This is a genomic window from Sedimenticola selenatireducens (genome assembly GCF_963675335.2).
In the GTDB taxonomy this organism is placed as follows: domain Bacteria; phylum Pseudomonadota; class Gammaproteobacteria; order Chromatiales; family Chromatiaceae; genus Sedimenticola; species Sedimenticola selenatireducens.
On the sequence record NZ_CAXXYC010000003.1, the window covers coordinates 1,477,150 to 1,498,935 of the forward strand.

Sequence of the window (21,786 nt, forward strand, 5' to 3'; positions counted from 1 at the left end):
ACCTGGAGGTTGTAGGGTTCGGCATCTCAAGCCGGTTTATCTATCTTCATGCCACGCTCAATAAAAACCTTTTATAAACAAGGTATATAGCACTTACCCCTGACATTTCAGTCAGTTACATTTGTTACTATTAAAACTGTCAGATATTCAGCATGGATGCGACCTCCTGCACTCCGCGTTTTCTGTTGCTGCACTGCATTATTACCGGTACTGTACACCTCATCTGATGCAGTCTATCGAGTCGTTGCTATGCTTTATAACCTCCATGCCATGGGCACTTTCTGGGCCCGTTCGGTCAATCTATACGCGTTTCTCAACGCCACACTGACCAAGGATATCCCCTGGCTGAAACAGTGGCATGCCGCGAGTCGGTTGCTCGAACGTTATACCCGTCCCTACTCCCGACCGGCCTTTGACCTGGGAATTGAGGAGAGCGTGGTAATCTGCAAACCATTCGGCGATCTGCTGCGGTTTGGTGCCGTCGATGTGAAGAAGCCCAATCTGCTCATGGTAGCGCCCATGTCCGGTCACTATGCCACCCTGTTGCGTGGAACAGTCCGGGAATTCATGCTGGATCACAACGTCTATATCACCGACTGGCATGATGCCGGCAGCGTGCCGCTCTCCGATGGCCGCTTCACCCTGGACAGCTATGTCGATTATCTGCGCGAGTTCATTCGCTATTTCGATGGTGACGTGCACCTGATGGCCGTTTGTCAGCCCTCGGTGCCGGCCATGGCGGCGGTCGCGCTGATGTCGGAAGACCAGGAGCAGGTCCCCCTGAGCATGATCCTCATGGGCGGTCCGGTGGATACCCGCAAGACCCCCACCGAGGTCAATGATTTCGCCGAAAACCACAACCTCAACTGGTTCAGGCGGCATACCATCCATACCGTTCCGCTGAATCGCAGGGGCGCCGGCCGCAGCGTCTACCCCGGGTTTCTGCAACTGGCCGGTTTCCTCTCGATGAATCTCGACCGGCACGTCTCGGCCCACCATGACTACTTCGAGCACCTGGTATCAGGTGATGGCGACAGTGCCGCCCAGCATGAGTCGTTTTATGACGAGTATCTTGCCGTCATGGATCTGGACGCCCCTTTCTACCTGGAGACCATTCAGAAGGTCTTCCTAGAGCATCACCTGCCCAAGGGAATACTGAAGTGCACAGGCCGGCTGGTTAAACCGGAATTGATCAGCGCCACCGCACTGATGACCATCGAAGGTGAACTCGACGATATCACCGGACCGGGCCAGACCCGGGCGGCCCACAAACTCTGCCCCACCGCTCCACTGCATGAACACCTGACCCAGTCAAATGTCGGACACTACGGTATTTTCAACGGCCGCCGCTTCCGCGAAGAGATCGCCCCGCGCATCCGTGCCTTTATCCAGCAAGCTGCCGCACGCTAGGAGCCTGTCGGACTTAACACTGATCTACTGCGGAAAAGCCGGATTTGGCCATATTTTCCGATCTTCCTCGTTGAATAGGTCCACTATTCCATCCTTAGGTCCGTAAACGGTGCATCCCTGCACCACTCTTCGCCTCGAAAGATCAAAAAATCTGTCTCATTCAATCGCCTGGAGCGATTGACGTGCCAACCCGGAAGGGGTGGAGCACAGGGATGTGCGGAACAAATCGGCTTTCCCTCGCTACGATCGGTCAAGCCCGACAAACTCCTAGACTCATAAACCACCTCGCCCGGTGGACCGCAACCGCCGGGCATGCCATTCCCAACAAAAAAACTCGCCTATAATTATCCGTAACGAAATCGTAACGGCTGCGAACAAACTTGACGGATTTACTGAGTTATCCTATTGTCTGCGCCCAACGCGCCTCACAAAGGCCGTTATAAAACACTGATCTGAAGCCCCAAAAGGGCTTTCAATCAGCCCGAGCCGACCGGTTCAGGCGCCAACCAAACGCGGCGACCCCGCATTGGAGGATGGAACAATGATTCACGCCACAACCCCCCGGTGGTTTTCTCCACCCAAGCAACTGCACAACACTCCCAACCTGACGGACGCCCGCCGCCGCTGCGCGCCGATCAGTTAGCCGCCGTTACCAAAGATCGATTCCACACGTCGTGCGACAGCTTCGCTGCGGTTAATCCGTTGCGTCGACGCTGATTGCCGGCGACTGACTCTATGCGGGCCAACAGCCCGAATCAGGCCCTGGGAGATCCTCACATGGCGTTAGCTGATATCAAGCTTGATGACAAGTACACCCTGGACTCCGGTCGCGTCTATCTCACCGGCGTTCAGGCACTGACCCGCCTGCCGATGCTGCAGCAGCAGCGTGACCAGCAGGCCGGCCTCAACACTGCCGGTTTCATTTCAGGCTATCGCGGATCTCCCCTGGGCGGTCTGGACAAGGAGCTCTGGAAAGCCAAAAAGTACCTGGACCAGCACCGCATTACCTTTCAGCCGGGACTCAATGAAGACCTGGCCGCCACCGCCATCTGGGGCAGCCAGCAGGTCAACCTGTTCCAGGGTGCCCGTTACGACGGCGTGTTCAGCATGTGGTACGGCAAGGGACCGGGCGTCGATCGCTCCGGCGACGTGTTCAAGCACGCCAATGCCGCCGGCACCTCGCCCCACGGCGGCGTGCTGGTGATCGCCGGCGATGATCACAACAGCAAATCATCCACCCTGCCACACCAGACCGAATATGCGTTCATGGACGCCATGATCCCGGTCCTCAACCCGGCCGGGGTGCAGGAGATCCTGGACTACGGCCAGATCGGCTGGGCGCTGTCGCGCTACTCCGGCTGCTGGGTGGCGCTCAAGACCATTGCCGAGACGGTCGATACCTCCGCTTCGGTCTCGATCGATCCCGAACGCGTGCAGATCACCATCCCGGATGACTACGTACTGCCGGACGGGGGACTCAACATCCGCTGGCCCCATACACCGCTCGACCAGGAGAGCCTGCAGCATCGGCATCGGCTCTATGCCGCCCTCGCCTTTGCCCGGGTCAACAAGCTGAACCGGATTGTCATCGACAGCCCGGAACCCAAGCTGGGCATTGCCACCACTGGCAAATCCTACCTGGATGTGATGCAGGCGCTGGAGGACCTCGGCATCACCCCTGAGCGGGCTGCACAGATCGGTATCCGCCTCTACAAAATCGGCATGAGCTGGCCGCTGGAGCGTGAAGGGGTACGTCAGTTTGCCGAGGGACTGGACGAAATCCTGGTGGTGGAAGAGAAGCGCGGCCTGATCGAAAACCAGATCAAGGAGCAGCTTTACAACTGGAAGGAGGAAGTGCGACCGAAAGTGGTGGGAAAGTTCGACACCGCCAACCAGTGGCTGTTGCCTTCGGCGGGTGAGCTGACCCCGGCCCGCATTGCCCGGGTGATCGCGGCCCGGATTGAGCGTTTCCACCAGAGTGAAGTGATCGAGAAGCGGCTGCATTTCCTGCAGAAGAAAGAGGCCGAGCTGGCACTGCCCCGGGTGACACTGGACCGGGTACCCCATTTCTGCTCCGGCTGCCCCCACAACACATCCACCCAACTGCCCGAGGGGAGCCGGGCCACCGGCGGCATCGGTTGCCACTACATGGCCACCTGGATGGACCGCGGCACCGACACCTTTACCCAGATGGGTGGCGAGGGTGTGCCCTGGATCGGCCAGGCCCCGTTCAGCGACACCCAACATATCTTTGCCAATCTGGGTGAAGGCACCTACTTCCACTCAGGGGTACTCGCCATTCGTGCCGCACTGGCCGCGAATGTCAACATCACTTACAAGATCCTCTATAACGATGCCGTGGCCATGACCGGTGGCCAGCCGGTGGACGGACCGTTCAGCGTCCAGCAACTGAGCCAGCAACTGGCGGCGGAAGGGGTCAAACGCATCGCCCTGGTCAGCGACGATCCGGATAAATTCAAGCAGCGCAGCCAGTTCGCACCCGACACCACTTTCGATCACCGGGACGATCTGGAAAAGATCCAGCGCGAGCTGCGCAACACCCCGGGGGTCTCGGTGCTGATCTATGAACAGACTTGTGCCGCCGAGAAGCGACGGCGGCGTAAACGGGGCACCCTGGAAGATCCCAAGGTGCGACCCTTTATCAATACCGCCGTGTGCGAAAACTGCGGCGACTGCAGCACCCGGTCCAACTGCCTCTCGGTAATCCCGGTAGAGACCGAGTTTGGCCGCAAACGGGCCATCGACCAATCCTCCTGCAACAAGGATATGCGTTGCGTGGAGGGCTATTGTCCCAGTTTTGTCACCGTGCACGGCGGTCAACTGAAGCGCGCTGCCAACCAGCCGGACGGTCTGGCGTGGCCCGATCTTGCCCTGCCGGTACTGCCCGGACTGGAACGCCCGCACAGTATCCTGCTGACCGGTATTGGCGGCACCGGCGTGGTGACCATCGGCGCCCTGCTGGGCATGGCGGCCCATATCGACGGGCGTGGTGTGACGGTACTGGATATGACCGGCCTGGCGCAGAAATATGGCGCCGTGGTGAGTCACATACGGATTGCCAAAAGACCCGAGGATATCCACGCCATGCGCATTGCCGCCGGCCAGGCGGACACCCTGCTGGCCTGTGATCTGGCGGTGGCCACCGGCTTCGAGGCGATGGCCAAACTTAACCCGGAGCGCACCGACGCGGTGATCAACAGCCACCAGACCATGACCTCCGGATTCATTAAGCAGAAGGATCTCACCTTCCCGGCCCAGGCGCTGGAATCGCAACTTGCGAAGACCACCCGAAACGCCCAGTTCATCGATGCCAGCCGGTTGGCGGAATCGTTGCTGGGGGATGCCATCGGCGCCAACCTGTTCATGGTCGGTTTCGCCTGGCAGAAGGGTTATCTGCCGCTGTCGCTGGAGGCACTGAAAAAGGCCATCGAGTTGAATGGCGTGTCGGTCGAGGACAATCTGCGCGCCCTGCTCTGGGGACGGCGCGCCGCCGTCGATCTGGACGCAGTACAGCAGCTGGCCGCCCCCGACAAACCGGCGCTTGAGCCACCCAAGACACTGGACGAGCTGATTGCCCATCGCAGCCAACACCTGACCGATTACCAGGACGCCGCCTACGCCGCCCGCTATCGCCACCTGGTGGAACGGGTCAGGGAACGGGAGCAGGCATTGCATCTCAATGGCCTGGCCGAGGCCGTGGCGGAAAACTATGCCCGTCTGCTGGCCTACAAGGACGAATACGAGGTGGCCCGACTCTATAGCGACCCGCACTTCCGGGAGCAGGTTGCCAACCAGTTCGAAGGCGACTTCCACCTGGAGTTCCATTTTGACCCACCCGTCCTGTCAAAGGTGGATGCGGCGACCGGCCGACACAGCAAACGCCGCTTTGGTCCCTGGATGTTGAAAATAATGAGTCTGTTAAGCCGTTTCAAAAGGCTGCGCGGCAGCCGACTGGATCCGTTCAGAAACAACCCCGACCGGCAACTGGAACGGAGGCTGATCCGTGACTATGAATCCACTCTTGAGACACTGCTCACCCACCTGACAGGCGACAATCTGGAGACTGCCATCGCTCTGGCCCGCCTGCCGGAAGAGATTCGTGGTTTCGGTTACATCAAACAGGCGGCGGCCGAGCAGGCGGCCATCAGACAGCAGGCGCTGCTTGCCCAGTTCCACCAACCGTCCGTCGACAAGACCCGGGCGGCATGACCACAACCATGAATAGAGCAGGATAATAACCATGAAACTGTTTACTCATCTTGAATTCGACCATCATGAACAGGTGGTCTTCTGCCATGACAAGGCGTCAGGACTGAAGGCCATCATCGCCATACACAACACCCACCGGGGACCGGCCCTGGGCGGCTGCCGTATGTATCCCTATGCCAGCGAAGCGGATGCGCTGAATGATGTGCTGCGCCTCTCCCGGGGCATGACCTACAAATCAGCCGTCGCCAATCTGCCCCTCGGGGGTGGCAAGTCGGTCATTATCGGCGACCCGCGCAGTGAGAAGACGCCAGAATTGATCCGCGCCATGGGACAGGCGGTGGAGCGTCTGGGCGGTCGCTATATTGTGGCCGAAGACTCCGGCACCAGTGTCGCCGATATGTTGCTGATGGGAGAGCTGACCCAGCATGTGTCGGGCATTGCCGAGAAGTGCGATGCGGAAGGCAACTGTCGCAGTGGCGACCCCTCCCCCATAACCGCACGCGGCACCTTTGTCGGTATCCAGGCGGCGGTGCGGCACCGGCTGGGCCGGGAGAGCCTGGAGGGTGTGCGGGTGGCCATACAGGGTGTCGGCAACGTGGGTCATCACCTGGCCAGGTTCCTGTGTGATGCCGGCGCCCGTATCTGGGTTTCCGACATCAACCGCGACGCGGTGCAACAGATGGTCACCGAACTGGGCGCCGTGGCCGTCGCCAACGAGGAGATCTATGATCAGGAGGTGGATGTGTTCGCCCCCTGCGCCCTGGGCGCTATCCTGAATGATGAAACCATCCCGCGTCTGCGGGCCAGCATCGTGGCCGGGGCCGCCAACAACCAGTTGGCGGAAAAACGTCACGGCACGGCGCTGATGAAAAAGGGCATTCTCTACGCGCCCGACTATGTGATCAATGCCGGCGGCGTGATCGATGTCTGTTATGAACGCATAGCAATGGATCAACAGCAGATCGTGCAGCAGGTGGATGCCATCGGCGATACCCTGTCGGAGATTTTCGACCGCGCCGAACAGCAGCATATACCGACCGATGAGTTGGCGGACCAACTGGCGGAGGAGCGATTTGCTTGAAATCAAGCGGTCAGACCTGTGGGATTGGCGCAGCAACAACCCACATGGGTACACCTTTGACGGCCTGGATGGTCGCACTATCCACCATCGGATATACTTCCAGTTAACTGTCAGAGCCTTATGCCATAGCGCACAGGACAACATTCTTGGATCGCCCAGACGCCGCACATACGCCGATCAGCCAGGACCTTCTCACACCGGGAGAGCCACCGGCCTGGGAGGAACTGAACAGCGAGAGCCCGTCACCGCTGCTGTTGCTCTGCGACCACGCCAGCAACCGGGTGCCACAAAAACTGGCCCATCTCGGCCTGGATCTGAATGTATTCGGCATGCACGTCGCCTATGACATCGGTTGTGAAAAGCTGACCCGTCTGTTGTCCAGCCGGTTCAATGCCACCGCCCTGCTGGCCAACTACTCCCGCTTGGTGATCGACCTCAACCGCCACCCGGGGGATGGCTCTTCCATACCGGAAGTGAGCGACAATATCGAGATCCCCGGCAACCACGCCCTGACACCCGAACAGATTGGGCAGCGGGAAGAGGCGCTGTTCTGGCCCTATCACAACCGGATCGAACGCATCCTGGGCCGAATCATCAGCCGCGGCCAGACACCGGTACTCTGTTCCATTCACAGTTTTACCCCGATATTCCGGGGCTTTCAGCGCCCCTGGCATATCGGTGTGCTGTGGGACCGGGATCAGCGCCTCTCCACCCCCTTGCTGGAGAGTCTGCGATCCGCCAGGCGGTTCCGTGTGGGGGACAATGAGCCGTACCATGCGCGTAACCCGGTGGGCTATACGATGGATGTTCACGGTGAAAAAAACGGTTATCCCCACCTGTTGCTGGAGATCCGTCAGGACCTGATCGGCCACGACGACGGCGTCGTCGAATGGGCCGATATCATCCATACTCATTTGCAACGGGTTCTGACTCAGGTGACTGTTCCCTGAGTAGTCAACGACAATAATAATCGGGCGATCTGGAGAGCAAATGAAGGAACCGTCATTTACCATCGGTATCGAAGAGGAGTACATGCTGGTCGACAAGGATTCCCGGAATCTGATCAGCCAGGCCCCGAAAACCATGCTGGCAGAGTGCGAAGCCCTGCTGGAAGGGCAGGTTTCACCGGAATTTCTGCAGTGTCAGATTGAAGTGGGCACCCGGGTCTGCCATACCCTGGGCGAGGCGCGTGATGATCTCGCCTATCTGCGCCGTACCGTGGCCAGCGTGGCCGAGCGGCACAATCTGGCGGTAGTCGCCGTGTCCACCCATCCCTTCGGCAAGCCAAGCCAACTGGAACACACCCACAAGGCGCGCTATGACCAGTTGGCCAATGACCTGCAGGAGGTGGTGCGGCAACTGGTGATCAGTGGCATGCACATCCATGTCGGTATTGAGGATGACGACCTCCGCACCGACCTGATGGCCCAGACCACCTATATCCTGCCCCATATCCTGGCGCTCACCACCTCTTCCCCCTTCTGGCGCGGCCGCAATACCGGCCTGAAGTCTTACCGGATTTCACTCTGGGACGGCATGCCCAGGACCGGTCTGCCGGAGTATTTCGACAGCTATGGCGAGTACCAACGGCATATTGATGTGCTGGTGAAGGCCGGCGTTATCGAGGATGCCACCAAGATTTGGTGGGACATACGGCCCAGCAGCCGTTATCCCACCCTGGAGATGCGCATATCCGATGTTTGCACCCGACTGGATGACGCTCTCTGCGTGGCCGCTTTCTACCGCTGCTGGCTGCGTATGCTTTACCGACTGCGCCGCGGCAATCAGCGCTGGCGGCGCTACACCCTGTTCTTGATTAATGAGAACCGCTGGCGCGCCCACCGCTACGGTATCGATGAGGGGCTGCTGGATTTTGGTCAGGGACAGATCACCCGCTTCGAAGATCTGATTGAAGAGATTCTGGAGTTACTGCAGGAAGATGCTGAATTCTTTGGCTGTGAGCGGGAACTCGGCCACATGCGCACCATTGTTCGGGAAGGCACCAGCGCGCATCGCCAGGTCAAGGTCTATGAACAGGCACTGGCCGGGGGTATGGAACACGAAGCGGCGTTGCGGGCCGTAGTGGATCTGCTGATCCGGGAGACGCTGATCGGCACCGAACCGCATTAAACCGAGCGTTGCAAAAATCAACCTGTAGGAGCGGCGCCTCGCCGCGAAATCGGCCCGGGGGCGGGCCTCCTACAGGATATAGCAACGGGAGATGACAGCATGGGCACCCTACAGAGCCGAACCGTCTCAGATAGCCTCGAAACGGTGACCAGCCACGTTTTTGCGCGCATGCAACGGATCGAACACCTGGCCGTTCATCGCCACATAGATCCCAGGCGGCATCATCTGCACCGTGGCGACGGCGTAACCGATATTGAAAATGGCATCGCTATAACGCAGACGGGCCGGCTGCATGGAGCCGACCAGGACAATGGTCTTTCCCGGGATGCCCACCAACGCCTTTGCCGTCTCCACCATGGTGTCGGTGCCATGGGTCAACAGAATGCGCTCATTCGGATCCTTGCGGATACGCTCGGCAATCAGTGCCCGGTCGGCGTTACTCATATCCAGGCTGTCCTTGCGCATTAGTGATTCAACCTCAAAATCAAAAGTGATGTTGGCTTCCCGCAAGAGCTCCAGAATCTGCGGCTCGCCCACCTGGAATTCGCTCTTCTGATCGAAGTAGATCTTGTCGATAGTGCCACCGGTGGTGTAGATCTTGATTTTCATAAAAGGCGCATCCTCTGTGGCGTCGGCCTGTCAATCATGAAGGTTGTACATGTTTTGCAGCTATTGTATGCCGACAGGGTGATCTCGGCTAACATGCTGCTTTGTACTACAGGTGCCAACCATGCCCGACACACCAATATTCGCCAGCCATCATGTCCGCAATTGAACTGTCAGCGGAAATTCTGGCACTGTTGTTTTTTACCGGCATGCTGGCCGGCATGGTGGATGCCATTGCCGGCGGTGGCGGTCTGATCGCCCTGCCGGCACTGCTGGCAACCGGAATGCCACCCACCCAGGCGCTGGCCACCAACAAATTGCAGGGCTCCTTCGGCACCTTCTCCTCTTCGCTCTATTTTATCCGCAACAATCTGATCAGGTTGAGCGAGTTGAAATTCATGATTGCCTGCACCTTCGTCGGTGCGGCAATGGGCACCCTGATCGTGCAGCGTATCAGCACCCAGTTTCTGGCCAGCGTCATCCCGTTGCTGCTGATCGCTATCGCGCTCTATTTTCTGCTCTCCCCCACAATCAGCGACGAACATCGCACCCCCAGGGCATCCCCCTTGTTGTTCTCCTTAACCATCGGCTTTGGTGTCGGCTTTTATGATGGTTTCTTCGGACCGGGTGCCGGTTCGTTCTTTGCCATCGGTTTTGTCGGACTGCTCGGTTTTGGGTTGACCCGGGCCACCGCCCACACCAAGATATTGAATCTGACCAGTAACCTCGCTTCACTCAGCTTTTTCATCATCAGCGGTCACGTGGTATGGAGCATCGGCCTCACCATGGGCCTTGGGCAGATGATCGGTGCCCGGTTTGGCGCCCGGCTGGTAGTAAAACGTGGCGTGCGCCTGATCCGCCCCATGATCGTGCTGGTCTGCATCCTGATCAGCACCAAGCTGCTACTGGAGAGCCATCCGGCGCTGCTTGACTGGATAGGCCTGTAACAGCACTGATCAGCGCCCGGCTGGATTCACCAAAATCAGCAGTTAGCGCTTGACATGACAACCATAATCAATAGAATACCGGCCTTCGATTGATGCGGGAATAGCTCAGCTGGTAGAGCACAACCTTGCCAAGGTTGGGGTCGCGAGTTCGAATCTCGTTTCCCGCTCCAAATACAGAAAGGCCCGAAGCCACAAGGCTTCGGGCCTTTTTTTATTCAGCCACGATACCGGGAATCGAACCGGTATGGGATAGCTGGAGACGGTCAGCCTGTAAACCGTCAATCTGCTCTTGATGGGCACGTTGCGCTTCGCCTACTTGGATGTAGGTTAGGGGCGTTAGCTGGGAGTGGCAAGCCTTGCCCATCCTACCTCTTCGTTTTTTCCAACCAGCCGCCCATTGCGTTCAATTGAGCATGCTGCTCAATTCAGATTCGGAATCATCTTCTTCAGTGCGGTTTTCCAGGTGCGAGATCAGATCCAGGCCCACCCGTATACAGGCGAGGTTGTCGTTGATATCCACCTCCGTCCAGCGGCTCTCGTTCCCCTTGTGACTCAGGATATTGGCCACCTGGATGATATCCACATAGTCCACCATATTCCCTTTGGGTACGCGGTCCAGTTTGTCATGATTGGCAGCCACATCCACCAGCCCGGGATCAAAATTCCACCGTGAGAGCAAGAATTTGCCGATCGGCATGTGCAGCTTGTCGATCACCTTGTCGAGATTCTCCTCCTTCTCCAGCAGCACCGGATACTCGGCCGCCTTGATCAGCACGGGAATTGCCCCGACGTCATGAATCAAACCGGCCAGCATGGCCTCATCCTTGTTGAGATGGGGAAAATGAGACGCCAGAACGGTCGCCTTGGCGGCCACATCCACGCTGTGCTTCCACAGAGCTTCCATACGCGCCTGGATCGGTTTGAAGGCGGTGGTGAAGACATCCCGCATCGCCAGACTGAGGATGGCGTTCTTTACTGCATCGAAGCCGATCCGGGTAATGGCCGCCTTGACGGAACTGACCGTATTCACACCCCGGTAGAGCGGGCTGTTGGCGTATCTGACCAGACGGGCAGCCATGGAAGTATCCTTACTGACAATCCGCGCCACATCGGCCATGGAACTGCCGGCATCGTTCACCACCAGCAGTGCTTCAAGGGAGATTGCCGGCAAGGTGGGCAGTTTAATACGGTTATTTTCGATATCCTCCACGAGTGTATTCGCGAAGGCCTTCATATCGAATCTGGGACTGTCACTGGAGCTCATGCGGCAACCAAAAAAGAATTAAAAAGCAACTCGAGGATTATAACGGCAGCCCACATCCAGAGCGATAAGCTGATCCCACTTCCAGACTCTGACCTGGTAATCGCCACCGGGATACGGTGTTCTTATCTATTCAACCAGTATGGAGACATTGCGGGCGGTCCAGTTCTCGCCACCGAAGGCGGGACGGTCCAGATCATTCCAGAGGCTGGCGATCTGGGAAAATGAGATCGCATTATTCAGCAGGTCCGCCGCATCCTTTCTCAAGGCAGAGATGTATACCGTGCGGCCGATGACCTGGGCCAGACCGGCGATGTCAATTTCCACCCCATGATCCGCCTTCAGAGTATCGAGTACATCTTCCAGACTGTGGCCCTGCTTCTCCAGCAGCTCAATGGCTATGGCCTTGATATCGGGTCCACTCTCATGCACCTTCTTCTCATCACCATAATCGAACAGGATACGATCCTTGACCCTCCTCCAGGTCTCGACACTTTCGTGGGTTGATTCAGTTGCCAGATGCGCAAATCGATTATTTAATTGATCCAGTCTGTCGGCGCAGGCATCCACAGACTCAAAGAGTTTTCGCATTTTATCCATCAAGCAATCTCCCAACAGATCACGGCCTATCCAGGGTTAGCGACAACAAAAGCGAAATCTTTAAATCCGACCGGCAAATGACGCACCAGGCCAGGGCGTTTCCGTCAGCAGCAGCCGGCACCCTGATCATTATCAACCGTCGATTCCGTCGCAAACGGCAGGCTGGTACCACACCCGTCGAAAATGCCGTAGTGGATCTCCCGATTGCCGAAAAACTCGAAGTAGTCCGCGAACCGGGTCTCCCGCAGCATTCGATAGGTGTTGCCACAAACGGGAATCATCTTCCCTCGCTCCATCAGGTGATGCTTGTCCAGCTCGAAGCGATGCTCACTATTGGCAATACCGCCCCGATAAATGACCGCCTGACCATAGTCCTCGCTGTGACTCTCCAGCCCATCCAGCTTGAACAACCTGTAGGTGGCGGAGAAAAATCCGATATGGCCGATTTTGCGGTGGATTTCGTCATTGCCGATAGCGATGGGATGATCCTCCACCAGCCGGGGGTCGAGAAAGCCCGCCTTTTTAGCCAGATTCTGAAAATCATTCCAGTAGAGCGCGCCACTCAGGCACTCGCCATACAGCACCTGATCGTTAAGCAGTTCCGCCGGCACCCGACGGTCCGAGTAGACATCGGAAAAGTAGAGCTCACCACCCGGTTTGAGCAGACGATACGCCTCCCGCAACACGGCTTCCTTGTCGGGTGATAGATTGATTACGCAGTTGGAGACAATGATATCGAAACTGTTCTCTTCCAGTTCCAGCTCATCCAGCTGTTCGATATAACCCTTGCGAAACTCCACATTGGAGCGGGCAAAACCGAAACGCTGCCGATGCCATTCGACATGCCGGTTGGCCACGGCGAGCTGTTCGTCGGTCATGTCGACCCCGAGTACATAGCCCTTCTCACCCACCAGTTGGGCCAGCAAATAGCAGTCGCGGCCCGAGCCACTGCCGAGATCGAGTATGCGCATACCCTCCAGCAGTTGCGGACGCACCAGTCCACAACCGTAATAGCGGCCCGCCACCTCATCATGGATATTGGCCATCGCTGTCTTTAGAAAATCCGGCGTATCCGCGCTACCGGTACAGCAGGCGTTGGTCTGCAGATCGTTGCTGTGCTGCAGGATCTTGCCGTAATACTCTTGAACTGACTCTTTCATGACTGCCTCACTGGTAGAAAAACTACGCTAACAACATACAACTTTCGCTATTCATCCGAATCTCAGAACGACCAACTTATACTAACCAGCCTTTTCCAACCGATGCAGCAGGATATTGAGCATGCGCATGGTGGCGTTGATGGCGGCAAACACCTGGTTGTAGTGAATACCCCGGGTGTTATAGCTTCGGCCAGCTATTTCCCATGCAATAGTTGCCTCGGTCAGCGCATTGGTCTTGCCGCCACGCGGGATGCGCACCTCGAAGTCCACCAGTTTCGGCAGCGCAACATCATATTTCTTCAACACCTTGCCAATGGCATTCATGAAGGCATCGAACCCGCCATTACCGATCCCGGCCATACGAATCTCCTCGCCCTGAATCAGCACCCGGATACTGGCGGTCGATTCCAGATCAAGCCCCGAGGTGATGGAACAGTTGATCAGTTCGATATGGTGATAATCCTTGCTTTCCAGCACCTCGGCGATGATGAACGGTAGATCGTCAGACGTGATTGCCTTTTTCTCATCGCCCAGTTCCACCACCCGCTTCAGTACCTTCTCCAGATTCTCCGGTGACAGGGAGATATCCATCTTCTCCAGGTTTTTCTGCAGTGACGCCTTGCCACTCATCTTGCCCAGGGCATAACTGCGGCGGCGGGAAAAACGCTCGGGCGTCAGCTTGGTCTGATACAGTCCGCCCTTCTTGTCGCCATCGGCATGGATACCACTGGTCTGGGTAAAGACATCGGCACCGATAATCGGTGCATTGTCCGCGACGCGCTTGCCCGAGAAACTCTCCACCATCTGGCTGAGCAGTACCAGGTGGGACTCCTTGATCCCCAGCTTCATGCCCATCTGATCTTTCAGGTTAACCGCCACCTCTGCCAGCGAAGCGTTACCGGCCCGCTCGCCCAGACAGTTCAGGGTACAGTGGATGGACGAGACACCCGCCTTGACCGCCATTACAGCATTGGCGGTGCCCAGGCCGTAATCGTTATGGGGATGAAAATCGAATTGACATTCGGGGAAGCGCTGGATCATGTCGGTCAGATCGTTGAACACCTCATCCGGAGTCAGCACACCCAGGGTATCCGGCAACATGAAGTGCTCGATACCCAGTCCCTGCAGACGATTCATCAGTTCGTAGACGTACTCCGGATTATCCCGGTAGCCGTTGGACCAGTCCTCCAGATAGAGATTAACCTGCATGCCCTGCTTGTGGGCGTAATTGATGGTCTTCTTGATATCTCCCACATGCTGGACGAGGGTCTTCTTGAGCTGATTGACGCAGTGGTTCTCGCTGCCCTTGGCCAACAGGTTGATGACCCGGCCACCGGTCTCACGAATCCAGTCCACACTGCGTTTGAAATCGACAAAACCCAGCACCTCGACCCGGTCTGCCAGTCCCACACTGTCGGCCCAACGAATGATCTCGGCGACCGCCGCCTTCTCCCCCTCGGAGATGCGTGCCGATGCCACCTCGATGCGGTCCACCTTCAGCAGTTCCAGCAATGCCTTGGCAATGTTCAACTTCTCCTCGGGTGAGAAAGAGACCCCCTGGGTCTGTTCGCCATCCCGCAGGGTGGTATCGACGATCTTGATCTGTCTGGACTCTGTTGCCATGGTTCAGTTTCGCTATTATCTATATTGTCGCTGTTCGCAAACGGTGGATGCGCTTTCGCTTATCCACCCTACAAAATCGGATGCAATGAGTAGGATAGGCAAAGCTTGCCGCTCCCAGCTAACGCCCCTCACCTACACCCATGCAGGCAAAACGTACGCGCGCCCTTCCGACCATCCCTGGACAAAAAAAGACCGGCCGGACGAGCGGCCGATCCATTTGATCCGACATATTTAATAAAACCCGCCCTAACCGGCCAGGGTAGTCTTCATGAAATCCCGGATCACCGCCGCATCTGCTTCCAGAACGGCACAGCGGGTCTCTTTCTCCATCAGTCCCTGCAGCGAGGGTGGCGGTTCAGACTCCACACCGATCGCCTCTTTCACCGCCGCACCGAACTTGGCCGGATGGGCCGTCGCCAGGCAGATCGCCCCGGGGATCTCTTTGGCGGCATGCACACCCACGGCGGTATGGGGATCGAGGATGTAGCCGGTCTGGGCATAGGTGTCGCGAATCTGGTCCCGGGTCTCCTCTTCACTCACGGCCGCCGCCTGGAACAGTGCGGCTACCTCGGCCCGTTTCTCAGCCGGCACCTCCAACTTGCCCTCCCGGCCCATCTGATCCATCAATGCCCGTACCTTGGCCGGGTCCTGATCCATCAAGTAGTAGAGATAGCGTTCGAAGTTGGACGATATCTGGATATCCATCGAAGGACTGATGGTGGGATACACCTCGCCGGTCTGATAGACGCCGCTATTGACGAAGCGGCTGAGGATGTCATTGCGGTTGGTGGCCAGAATCAGGCGCTCTACCGGCAGGCCCATGCGCATGGCCACATAGCCGGCGAAAATATCGCCAAAGTTACCGGTCGGTACCGAGAAGGTGACCTTCTGATCCACATCTCCGCCGCTGACCCGGCCCCAGGCATAGAAGTAATAGACCACCTGGGCCAGAATGCGCGCCCAGTTGATCGAGTTGACCGCGCCCAGCGTGTACTCCTGCTTGAAAGCGAGATCGTTGAACAGCTCTTTTACAATGCGCTGGCCGTCATCAAAGGTGCCGGTGATGGCAATGTTGTGCACATTGGCATCCAGCACCGTGGTCATCTGGCGCTCCTGGATGGGCGATACCCGCCCCTTTGGATGCAGAATAAAGATATCGATCCGCTCCTGACCCCGTACCCCGTAGATGGCGGCGGAACCGGTATCGCCGGAGGTGGCGCCGAGGATATTCAGACGGCCGCCGCTGCGCTCCAGCAGCAGCTCAAACAGATTCCCCAGAAACTGTAGCGCCACATCCTTGAAGGCGGCGGTCGGGCCGTGGAACAGCTCCAGTATGCGCAGATCCCCCACCTCCACGACCGGCGTCACCTCGGGATGGCTAAAGCTGGCATAGGACTCCTCGACCAGCTTTTCCAGTTCCACCCGGGAGATATCCTCACCGACATAGGGATACATCACCTCAACCGCCAGTGCTTTGAACGGCAATTCGGCCCAGCGCTGCAGGGTCGTGGCATCGATCTGCGGAAAGGACTCCGGCAACAGCAGACCACCATCGGTGGCCAGGCCCATCATTACGGCCTGGGAAAAGGTAACCGGCTCTATGCCGCCTCGGGTACTCACATAACGCATCGTTGATCGTCCTCGATCCTGAAATTCGTAAAAAAGTAACAGCGGCCCAGTATACCAGCCTTGTGCGGAGATTCAGATTCCAACCTGCGCATAAAAAAACTGCCATGCAAATTTTTCGAAGCTATATTGCTAATGCGAAATTTATATCATAAGATTCTGTTTGTTATATATTTTTATGCAAGTATATTTGCAAATAAGCATATTCCACGAGTCTCGATCGAATGACAAAACTGACCAATCTGGGTAGCCGTATCCGCAAACTGCGGGATCAAAAGGGCCTGACCCAGGCCGCCCTGGCAGAAAAGATGGCCATCTCGGCCAGTTATCTGAACCAGATCGAGAACGATGCCAGACCTCTCAACAAGCGGATACTGACCAAGCTTGAACTCGCCCTGAATATCGACTTCACCGACTGGACCGAAGATGAGGACCGGCGTGCCAACCAGCTTCGGGAATCCCTCAGCGACCCCCTTTTCCGGGGCACCGACATAGCGACACACGAACTGCGCGAGGTAGTCTCCACCTCGCCCCGGCTGGCCGACCGTTTCCTGCAACTGTTTCGCGCCTATCAGCGCCTCCAGGTGGATCACCAGACGCTCTCTGAATCGATTGCCGGTGAAGAGCGCATCAAGGCACTGCATGGCGCCCAGTTTCCCTATGAAGAGGTGCGGGATTTTTTCTACCGGCGCAACAACCACATCGAGTCACTGGACCACGCCGCCGAATCCCTGTTTGAACAACAGCAGTTCAATATCGACGACCTGGAACAGAACCTGACCGATTTCGTCCGGCAGGAATATGGCATCGCGGTGCGGCTGAACAGTTTTGAAGAGAAGCGCTCACTGCAGAAACAGTTTGATGCCAGCAACAAAATTCTTTACCTGACAAAACCCTCTTCACCGGCCCGGCGCGCCTTTCATATCGCCCATCAGATCGCCCTGCTGCTGTTTCATGACCTGATCGACCAGGAGCTGGAAGACGCCGAGCTGGTCAGCAGCCAGGCGCAGGCGATCTGCCGGGTGGGCCTGGCCAACTATTTCGCCGGCGCCCTGCTGATGCCCTACAGCCAGTTCCTCAACAATGCGAAAAGACTGCGCTACGACATCGGCTGCCTGAGCGGACTCTATGGCACCAGTTTCGAGCAGGTGTGTCATCGCCTGAGCACCATGCAGCGATCGGGCGACAAGGGGGTCCCCTTCTACTTTGTACGGGTGGACATGGCCGGCAATATCTCCAAGCGGCAGAGCGCCACCAGTTTCCATTTCGCCCGCCTGGGCGGGGTCTGCCCGCTGTGGAATGTGCACGAGGCGTTCTCCTCTCCCGGCACTATCCTGCGCCAGTTGGCGAGAATGCCGGACGGAAAAACCTATCTCTGCCTGGCGCGTACCGTGCACGAGAGCGGCACCAGCTACCTGCAGCCGCAGCGCAAGTTCGCCATCGGTCTGGGTTGCGAGATCAAACATGCCCATAAACTGATCTACTCCACCGGTCTCAACCTGGAGGACCAGGATGCCGTGGAACCGATCGGCGTAAGCTGCCGGGTATGTGAGCGGAGGGACTGCCCGCAACGCGCCTTTCCGCCCCTCTCCCGGCGAATCAGTATCGATGAGAATGCCCGTAGCGCCTTCCCCTATTCATTCGAGGGATCGGATTCAAACGACGGTTAAACAGCGGCCACAGCGAAAACCGCCGATTCCTGTCGGGTTACGCCTTCGGCTAACCCGACCTACGATGCATTCAGCCCCACAGATCGGACTAGCGCAGCATAATCCGACGGAACCCTGTATAAATCAGCTGTAGGTCGGATTAGCGCAACGTAATCCGACAAAACACGACGGGATATGGCAGATTTATCCATAGACCTGATTAGCACCGCATAATCCGAAAAATTCGGCCGCATAAACGATTCGACCGGTGAATTAACCCCACACTGGCGGTATCCTGTAGCAAACAGGAAGAGACCATCATGACCACTACCGACCGCAAAACACACTGGGAACATATTTATCAGACCCGCCCTTCAGATGAAGTGAGCTGGTTTCAACCAACCCCGGCCCTGTCACTGGAGCTGATTGAGCAGTGCAACCTCACCCCCGAAGACTCCATTGTGGATGTAGGTGGCGGCGCATCAAAGCTGGTCGATCATCTGATCAAGGCCGGTTACCAATCCATCACGGTGCTGGATATTGCCCGGGCGGCGCTGGAGGTGGCCCGTTCACGACTTGGTGAGGCGGCCAACCGGGTCGACTGGCTGGAGGCGGATGCTACCGACTTCCAACTGGCGCACCAGGTGCACCTCTGGCATGACCGGGCGGTGTTCCACTTCCTCATCCAGGCCAATGACCGCCACGCCTACATCGCCAACGTGAAAAAGACCCTGCTGCCCGGCGGCCACCTGATCATCGCCGCCTTCGCCCCCGAGGGACCGAAAAAGTGCAGTAATCTGGATATCGTTCAATATGACAGCCGGAAGATTTCCATGGAGCTGGGGCATGCCTTTGAACTGCAACAGACCCGACAGGAGACCCACAAAACACCCGCTGGCGCCGACCAGCAGTTCAACTATTTTCTGTTTCGCTATACCCCGGCACTCTGAATTCCATCCGCGTCACAGCCTGTAGGGTAAGTACGTTAAATGAATCCACACCATCCGCTGGGAGTGCACCGAAGACCGGACATGCTCATGGTCTGCGGGATTGGTGTCTGGCGGTTTTCACGGCGTTATCCGCGTGGGCGCAAAGGGCGTGCCCACCGGGTTCCCTCTCCCTCCGAGGGAGAGGGCTGGGGTGAGGGTGTTTTTCAAACCCAGCAGCGCTAACGCCGCTTTCTGGTGCCCGCTTTCTTACCGGCCGCGGACCCGATCACCGGCGACCTGGCACCACGCGTGATACGCTTGGCCGGGCCACTGCGACGCGTTTTTGACCGCCCCGTCCCCTCCGGCTGCCATGAAGGCACCAGGTGGCGCTTGCCGTTGCCGATCAGATCGGCCCGGCCCATCTGCTTCAGCGCCTCGCGCAGCAGCGGCCAGTTCTCCGCGTCGTGGTAGCGCAGGAACGCCTTGTGGATACGTCGCTGACGCCCGCCCTTGGGCGTTGATACCTGTTCTGAGTTGCGCTTCACTTTCTTCAGTGGATTGCGCTCGGTGTGGTACATGGCCGAGGCGATGGCCAGCGGCGTTGGCAGGAACGCCTGCACCTGGTCCAGGCGGAAATCGTTCCGCTTCAGCCACAGCGCCAGGTTGAGCATGTCCTGATCCGAGGTGCCGGGATGGGCGGCGATGAAATAAGGAATCAGGTACTGCTCCTTGCCCGCCTCCCGGGAATACTTCTCGAACAGTTTCTTGAAGCGGTCATAGGTGCCGATGCCCGGCTTCATCATCTTATCCAGCGGCCCCTCTTCGGTGTGCTCCGGGGCGATCTTCAGATAGCCCCCCACATGGTGGGTCACCAGCTCCTTGATGTACTCCGGATCGCGCACCGCCAGGTCGTAACGCAGGCCCGAAGCGATCAGCACCCGCTTCACCCCTTTCACCTCACGCGCCTTGCGGTAAAGCTGGGTAAGCGAACTGTGATCGGTCTGCATGTGCTTGCAGACATCGGGAAACACACAGGAGAGACGGCGGCAGGCGGATTCGATCTGCTCGCTCTCGCAGCGCATGCGGTACATATTGGAGGTGGGTCCACCCAAGTCCGAGATGGTACCGGTGAAGCCCGGCACCGTGTCGCGGATGGTCTCGATTTCGTGAATCACCGACTCATGGGAGCGGTTCTGAATAATGCGCCCCTCGTGCTCGGTAATGGAGCAGAAGGTACAACCGCCGAAGCAACCGCGCATAATCGGAATAGAGAAGCGGATCATCTCCCAGGCGGGATTGCTCGCCTCGCCATAGGCCGGATGGGGCCTGCGGGTGTAGGGGAACTCATAGAGCCGGTCGAACTCGTCGGTCTCCAGCGGGATCGGCGGCGGATTGAGCCAGACATCACGCTTGCCATGCTGCTGCACCAGCGCCCGGGCGTTGCCGGGATTGGTCTCCAGATGAAACACCCGCGAGGCGTGGGCGTAGAGCACCGGGTCCGCCACCACTTGATCATAGGAGGGGACGCGCACCACCGCGTGGGCACGATCCGACTTTTTCGGCCGCTGATGAAAGCTGACCACCTTGCTGTCACCGGCCGGCGCCGACTCACAGGCCGGTTCGCTCGCATAGGGTGACGGTTTCGGATCGATACGCCCCGGCTCATCCACCGTACTGGAGTCGATCTCCAGCCAGCCTTCGGGGATCTCCTGGCGCATAAAACCGGTGCCCCGCACATCGGTTATGTCACCGATCGCCTCACCCTGCGCCAGCCGGTGCGCCACCTCCACGATCGCCCGCTCCGCATTACCGAACATCAGCAGATCGGCCTTGGAGTCCGGCAGAATGGAGCGGCGCACCTTGTCCGACCAGTAGTCGTAATGGGCGATGCGGCGCAGGCTCGCCTCGATACCGCCAATAATGACCGGCACACCCTTGAACGCCTCCCGGGCGCGCTGGGCGTACACCACCACCGAGCGATCCGGACGCTTGCCCCCCTCCCCGTCCGGCGTGTAGGCGTCGTTGGAGCGGATCTTCCGATCGGCAGTATAGCGGTTGACCATCGAGTCCATGTTGCCGGCAGTGATACCGAAAAACAGGTTCGGCTTGCCGAGCCGCTGGAAATCTTCCACAGACCGCCAGTCCGGCTGGGCGATAATCCCCACCCGGAAACCCTGCGCCTCGAGCAGCCTGCCGATCAGCGCCATGCCGAAACTGGGGTGGTCCACATAGGCATCCCCGGTCACCAGGATCACATCACAACTGTCCCAGCCGAGTGCATCCATCTCGGCACGGGACATGGGCAGCACCGGTGCGGTACCGAACCGCTTGGCCCAGTACTGGCGATAGGAGAAGAGATTGGGAGCCGCTTGCATGGGGGGAGCACCGTGAACAAAGTTGACGGAACAGTATACCGGTTTGGCTCCAGGATTGCAGGCCAACATGCCTTAACCTGATGAAATAAAAGGTTAAACCATAATAAAACGCACCAGCAACATGGCCGAAAGACCAATGCCACCCAAGATATCTGGCGT

At 58.0% G+C, this 21,786-nt stretch carries 15 protein-coding genes and 1 tRNA gene; 9 read left to right on the top strand and 7 right to left on the bottom strand.

Going from position 1 to position 21,786, the window contains the following annotated elements:
- Positions 1–156 precede the first annotated feature (156 nt).
- From phaZ to ACHZBF_RS10565, 5 genes are all read left to right on the top strand, one after another.
- The gene (gene phaZ / locus ACHZBF_RS10545) at positions 157–1,410 is read left to right on the top strand and encodes a polyhydroxyalkanoate depolymerase (protein WP_321528387.1); all 1,254 of its coding nucleotides are present in this window, start codon (positions 157–159) and stop codon (positions 1,408–1,410) included.
- A gap of 777 nt (positions 1,411–2,187) precedes the next feature.
- Positions 2,188–5,640, top strand: coding sequence for an indolepyruvate ferredoxin oxidoreductase family protein (locus ACHZBF_RS10550; RefSeq protein WP_321528388.1), 3,453 nt, complete (start codon positions 2,188–2,190; stop codon positions 5,638–5,640).
- Positions 5,641–5,671: 31 nt separating this feature from the next.
- The gene (locus ACHZBF_RS10555; RefSeq protein WP_321528389.1) at positions 5,672–6,721 is read left to right on the top strand and encodes a Glu/Leu/Phe/Val dehydrogenase dimerization domain-containing protein; all 1,050 of its coding nucleotides are present in this window, start codon (positions 5,672–5,674) and stop codon (positions 6,719–6,721) included.
- Positions 6,722–6,867: 146 nt separating this feature from the next.
- The gene (locus tag ACHZBF_RS10560) at positions 6,868–7,671 is read left to right on the top strand and encodes an N-formylglutamate amidohydrolase (RefSeq protein ID WP_037374761.1); all 804 of its coding nucleotides are present in this window, start codon (positions 6,868–6,870) and stop codon (positions 7,669–7,671) included.
- Between the two features lie 40 nt (positions 7,672–7,711).
- Complete coding sequence (locus ACHZBF_RS10565) at positions 7,712–8,851, top strand: carboxylate-amine ligase (RefSeq protein ID WP_029132668.1); 1,140 nt, start codon at positions 7,712–7,714, stop codon at positions 8,849–8,851.
- 126 nt (positions 8,852–8,977) lie between these two features.
- Here ACHZBF_RS10565 and ACHZBF_RS10570 read toward each other — a convergent pair whose 3' ends face one another.
- On the bottom strand, positions 8,978–9,460 hold the full coding sequence (locus ACHZBF_RS10570; RefSeq protein WP_321528390.1) for an asparaginase domain-containing protein: 483 nt from the start codon (positions 9,458–9,460) through the stop codon (positions 8,978–8,980).
- A gap of 152 nt (positions 9,461–9,612) precedes the next feature.
- On the opposite strand from ACHZBF_RS10570, the gene ACHZBF_RS10575 reads away from it, so the two are divergent.
- Both ACHZBF_RS10575 and ACHZBF_RS10580 read left to right on the top strand, forming a co-directional pair.
- Positions 9,613–10,404 carry a TSUP family transporter gene (locus ACHZBF_RS10575; protein WP_157606736.1) on the top strand — a complete coding sequence of 264 codons (792 nt, stop codon included), beginning with the start codon at positions 9,613–9,615 and terminating at the stop codon, positions 10,402–10,404.
- A gap of 94 nt (positions 10,405–10,498) precedes the next feature.
- Positions 10,499–10,574, top strand: a tRNA-Gly gene (locus ACHZBF_RS10580).
- Between the two features lie 233 nt (positions 10,575–10,807).
- Here the strand turns inward: ACHZBF_RS10580 and ACHZBF_RS10585 are convergent.
- The 5 genes from ACHZBF_RS10585 to thrC all read right to left on the bottom strand — a co-directional run bounded on the left by ACHZBF_RS10585 (position 10,808) and on the right by thrC (position 16,677).
- Positions 10,808–11,668, bottom strand: coding sequence for an HDOD domain-containing protein (locus ACHZBF_RS10585; RefSeq protein ID WP_037374760.1), 861 nt, complete (start codon positions 11,666–11,668; stop codon positions 10,808–10,810).
- Positions 11,669–11,794: 126 nt separating this feature from the next.
- Positions 11,795–12,265: a hypothetical protein gene (locus ACHZBF_RS10590; RefSeq protein WP_029132665.1), complete on the bottom strand. Its 471-nt coding sequence runs from the start codon at positions 12,263–12,265 to the stop codon at positions 11,795–11,797.
- 104 nt (positions 12,266–12,369) lie between these two features.
- Complete coding sequence (locus ACHZBF_RS10595) at positions 12,370–13,425, bottom strand: methyltransferase domain-containing protein (RefSeq protein ID WP_321528391.1); 1,056 nt, start codon at positions 13,423–13,425, stop codon at positions 12,370–12,372.
- A gap of 81 nt (positions 13,426–13,506) precedes the next feature.
- Positions 13,507–15,048, bottom strand: a complete 1,542-nt coding sequence (locus ACHZBF_RS10600) for an alpha-isopropylmalate synthase regulatory domain-containing protein (RefSeq protein ID WP_273437347.1) — start codon at positions 15,046–15,048, stop codon at positions 13,507–13,509.
- A 246-nt stretch (positions 15,049–15,294) separates the two neighbouring features.
- Positions 15,295–16,677 carry a threonine synthase gene (thrC, locus tag ACHZBF_RS10605; protein ID WP_321528392.1) on the bottom strand — a complete coding sequence of 461 codons (1,383 nt, stop codon included), beginning with the start codon at positions 16,675–16,677 and terminating at the stop codon, positions 15,295–15,297.
- 221 nt (positions 16,678–16,898) lie between these two features.
- Between thrC and ACHZBF_RS10610 the strand changes: the two genes are divergently transcribed.
- Both ACHZBF_RS10610 and ACHZBF_RS10615 read left to right on the top strand, forming a co-directional pair.
- Positions 16,899–18,344 carry a helix-turn-helix domain-containing protein gene (locus ACHZBF_RS10610; RefSeq protein WP_029132661.1) on the top strand — a complete coding sequence of 482 codons (1,446 nt, stop codon included), beginning with the start codon at positions 16,899–16,901 and terminating at the stop codon, positions 18,342–18,344.
- Positions 18,345–18,643: 299 nt separating this feature from the next.
- Positions 18,644–19,273 carry a class I SAM-dependent methyltransferase gene (locus ACHZBF_RS10615; protein ID WP_321528393.1) on the top strand — a complete coding sequence of 210 codons (630 nt, stop codon included), beginning with the start codon at positions 18,644–18,646 and terminating at the stop codon, positions 19,271–19,273.
- 218 nt (positions 19,274–19,491) lie between these two features.
- On the opposite strand, the gene ACHZBF_RS10620 is transcribed toward ACHZBF_RS10615, so the two are convergent.
- The gene (locus tag ACHZBF_RS10620) at positions 19,492–21,627 is read right to left on the bottom strand and encodes a YgiQ family radical SAM protein (RefSeq protein ID WP_321528394.1); all 2,136 of its coding nucleotides are present in this window, start codon (positions 21,625–21,627) and stop codon (positions 19,492–19,494) included.
- Between the last annotated feature and the right edge of the window lie 159 nt (positions 21,628–21,786).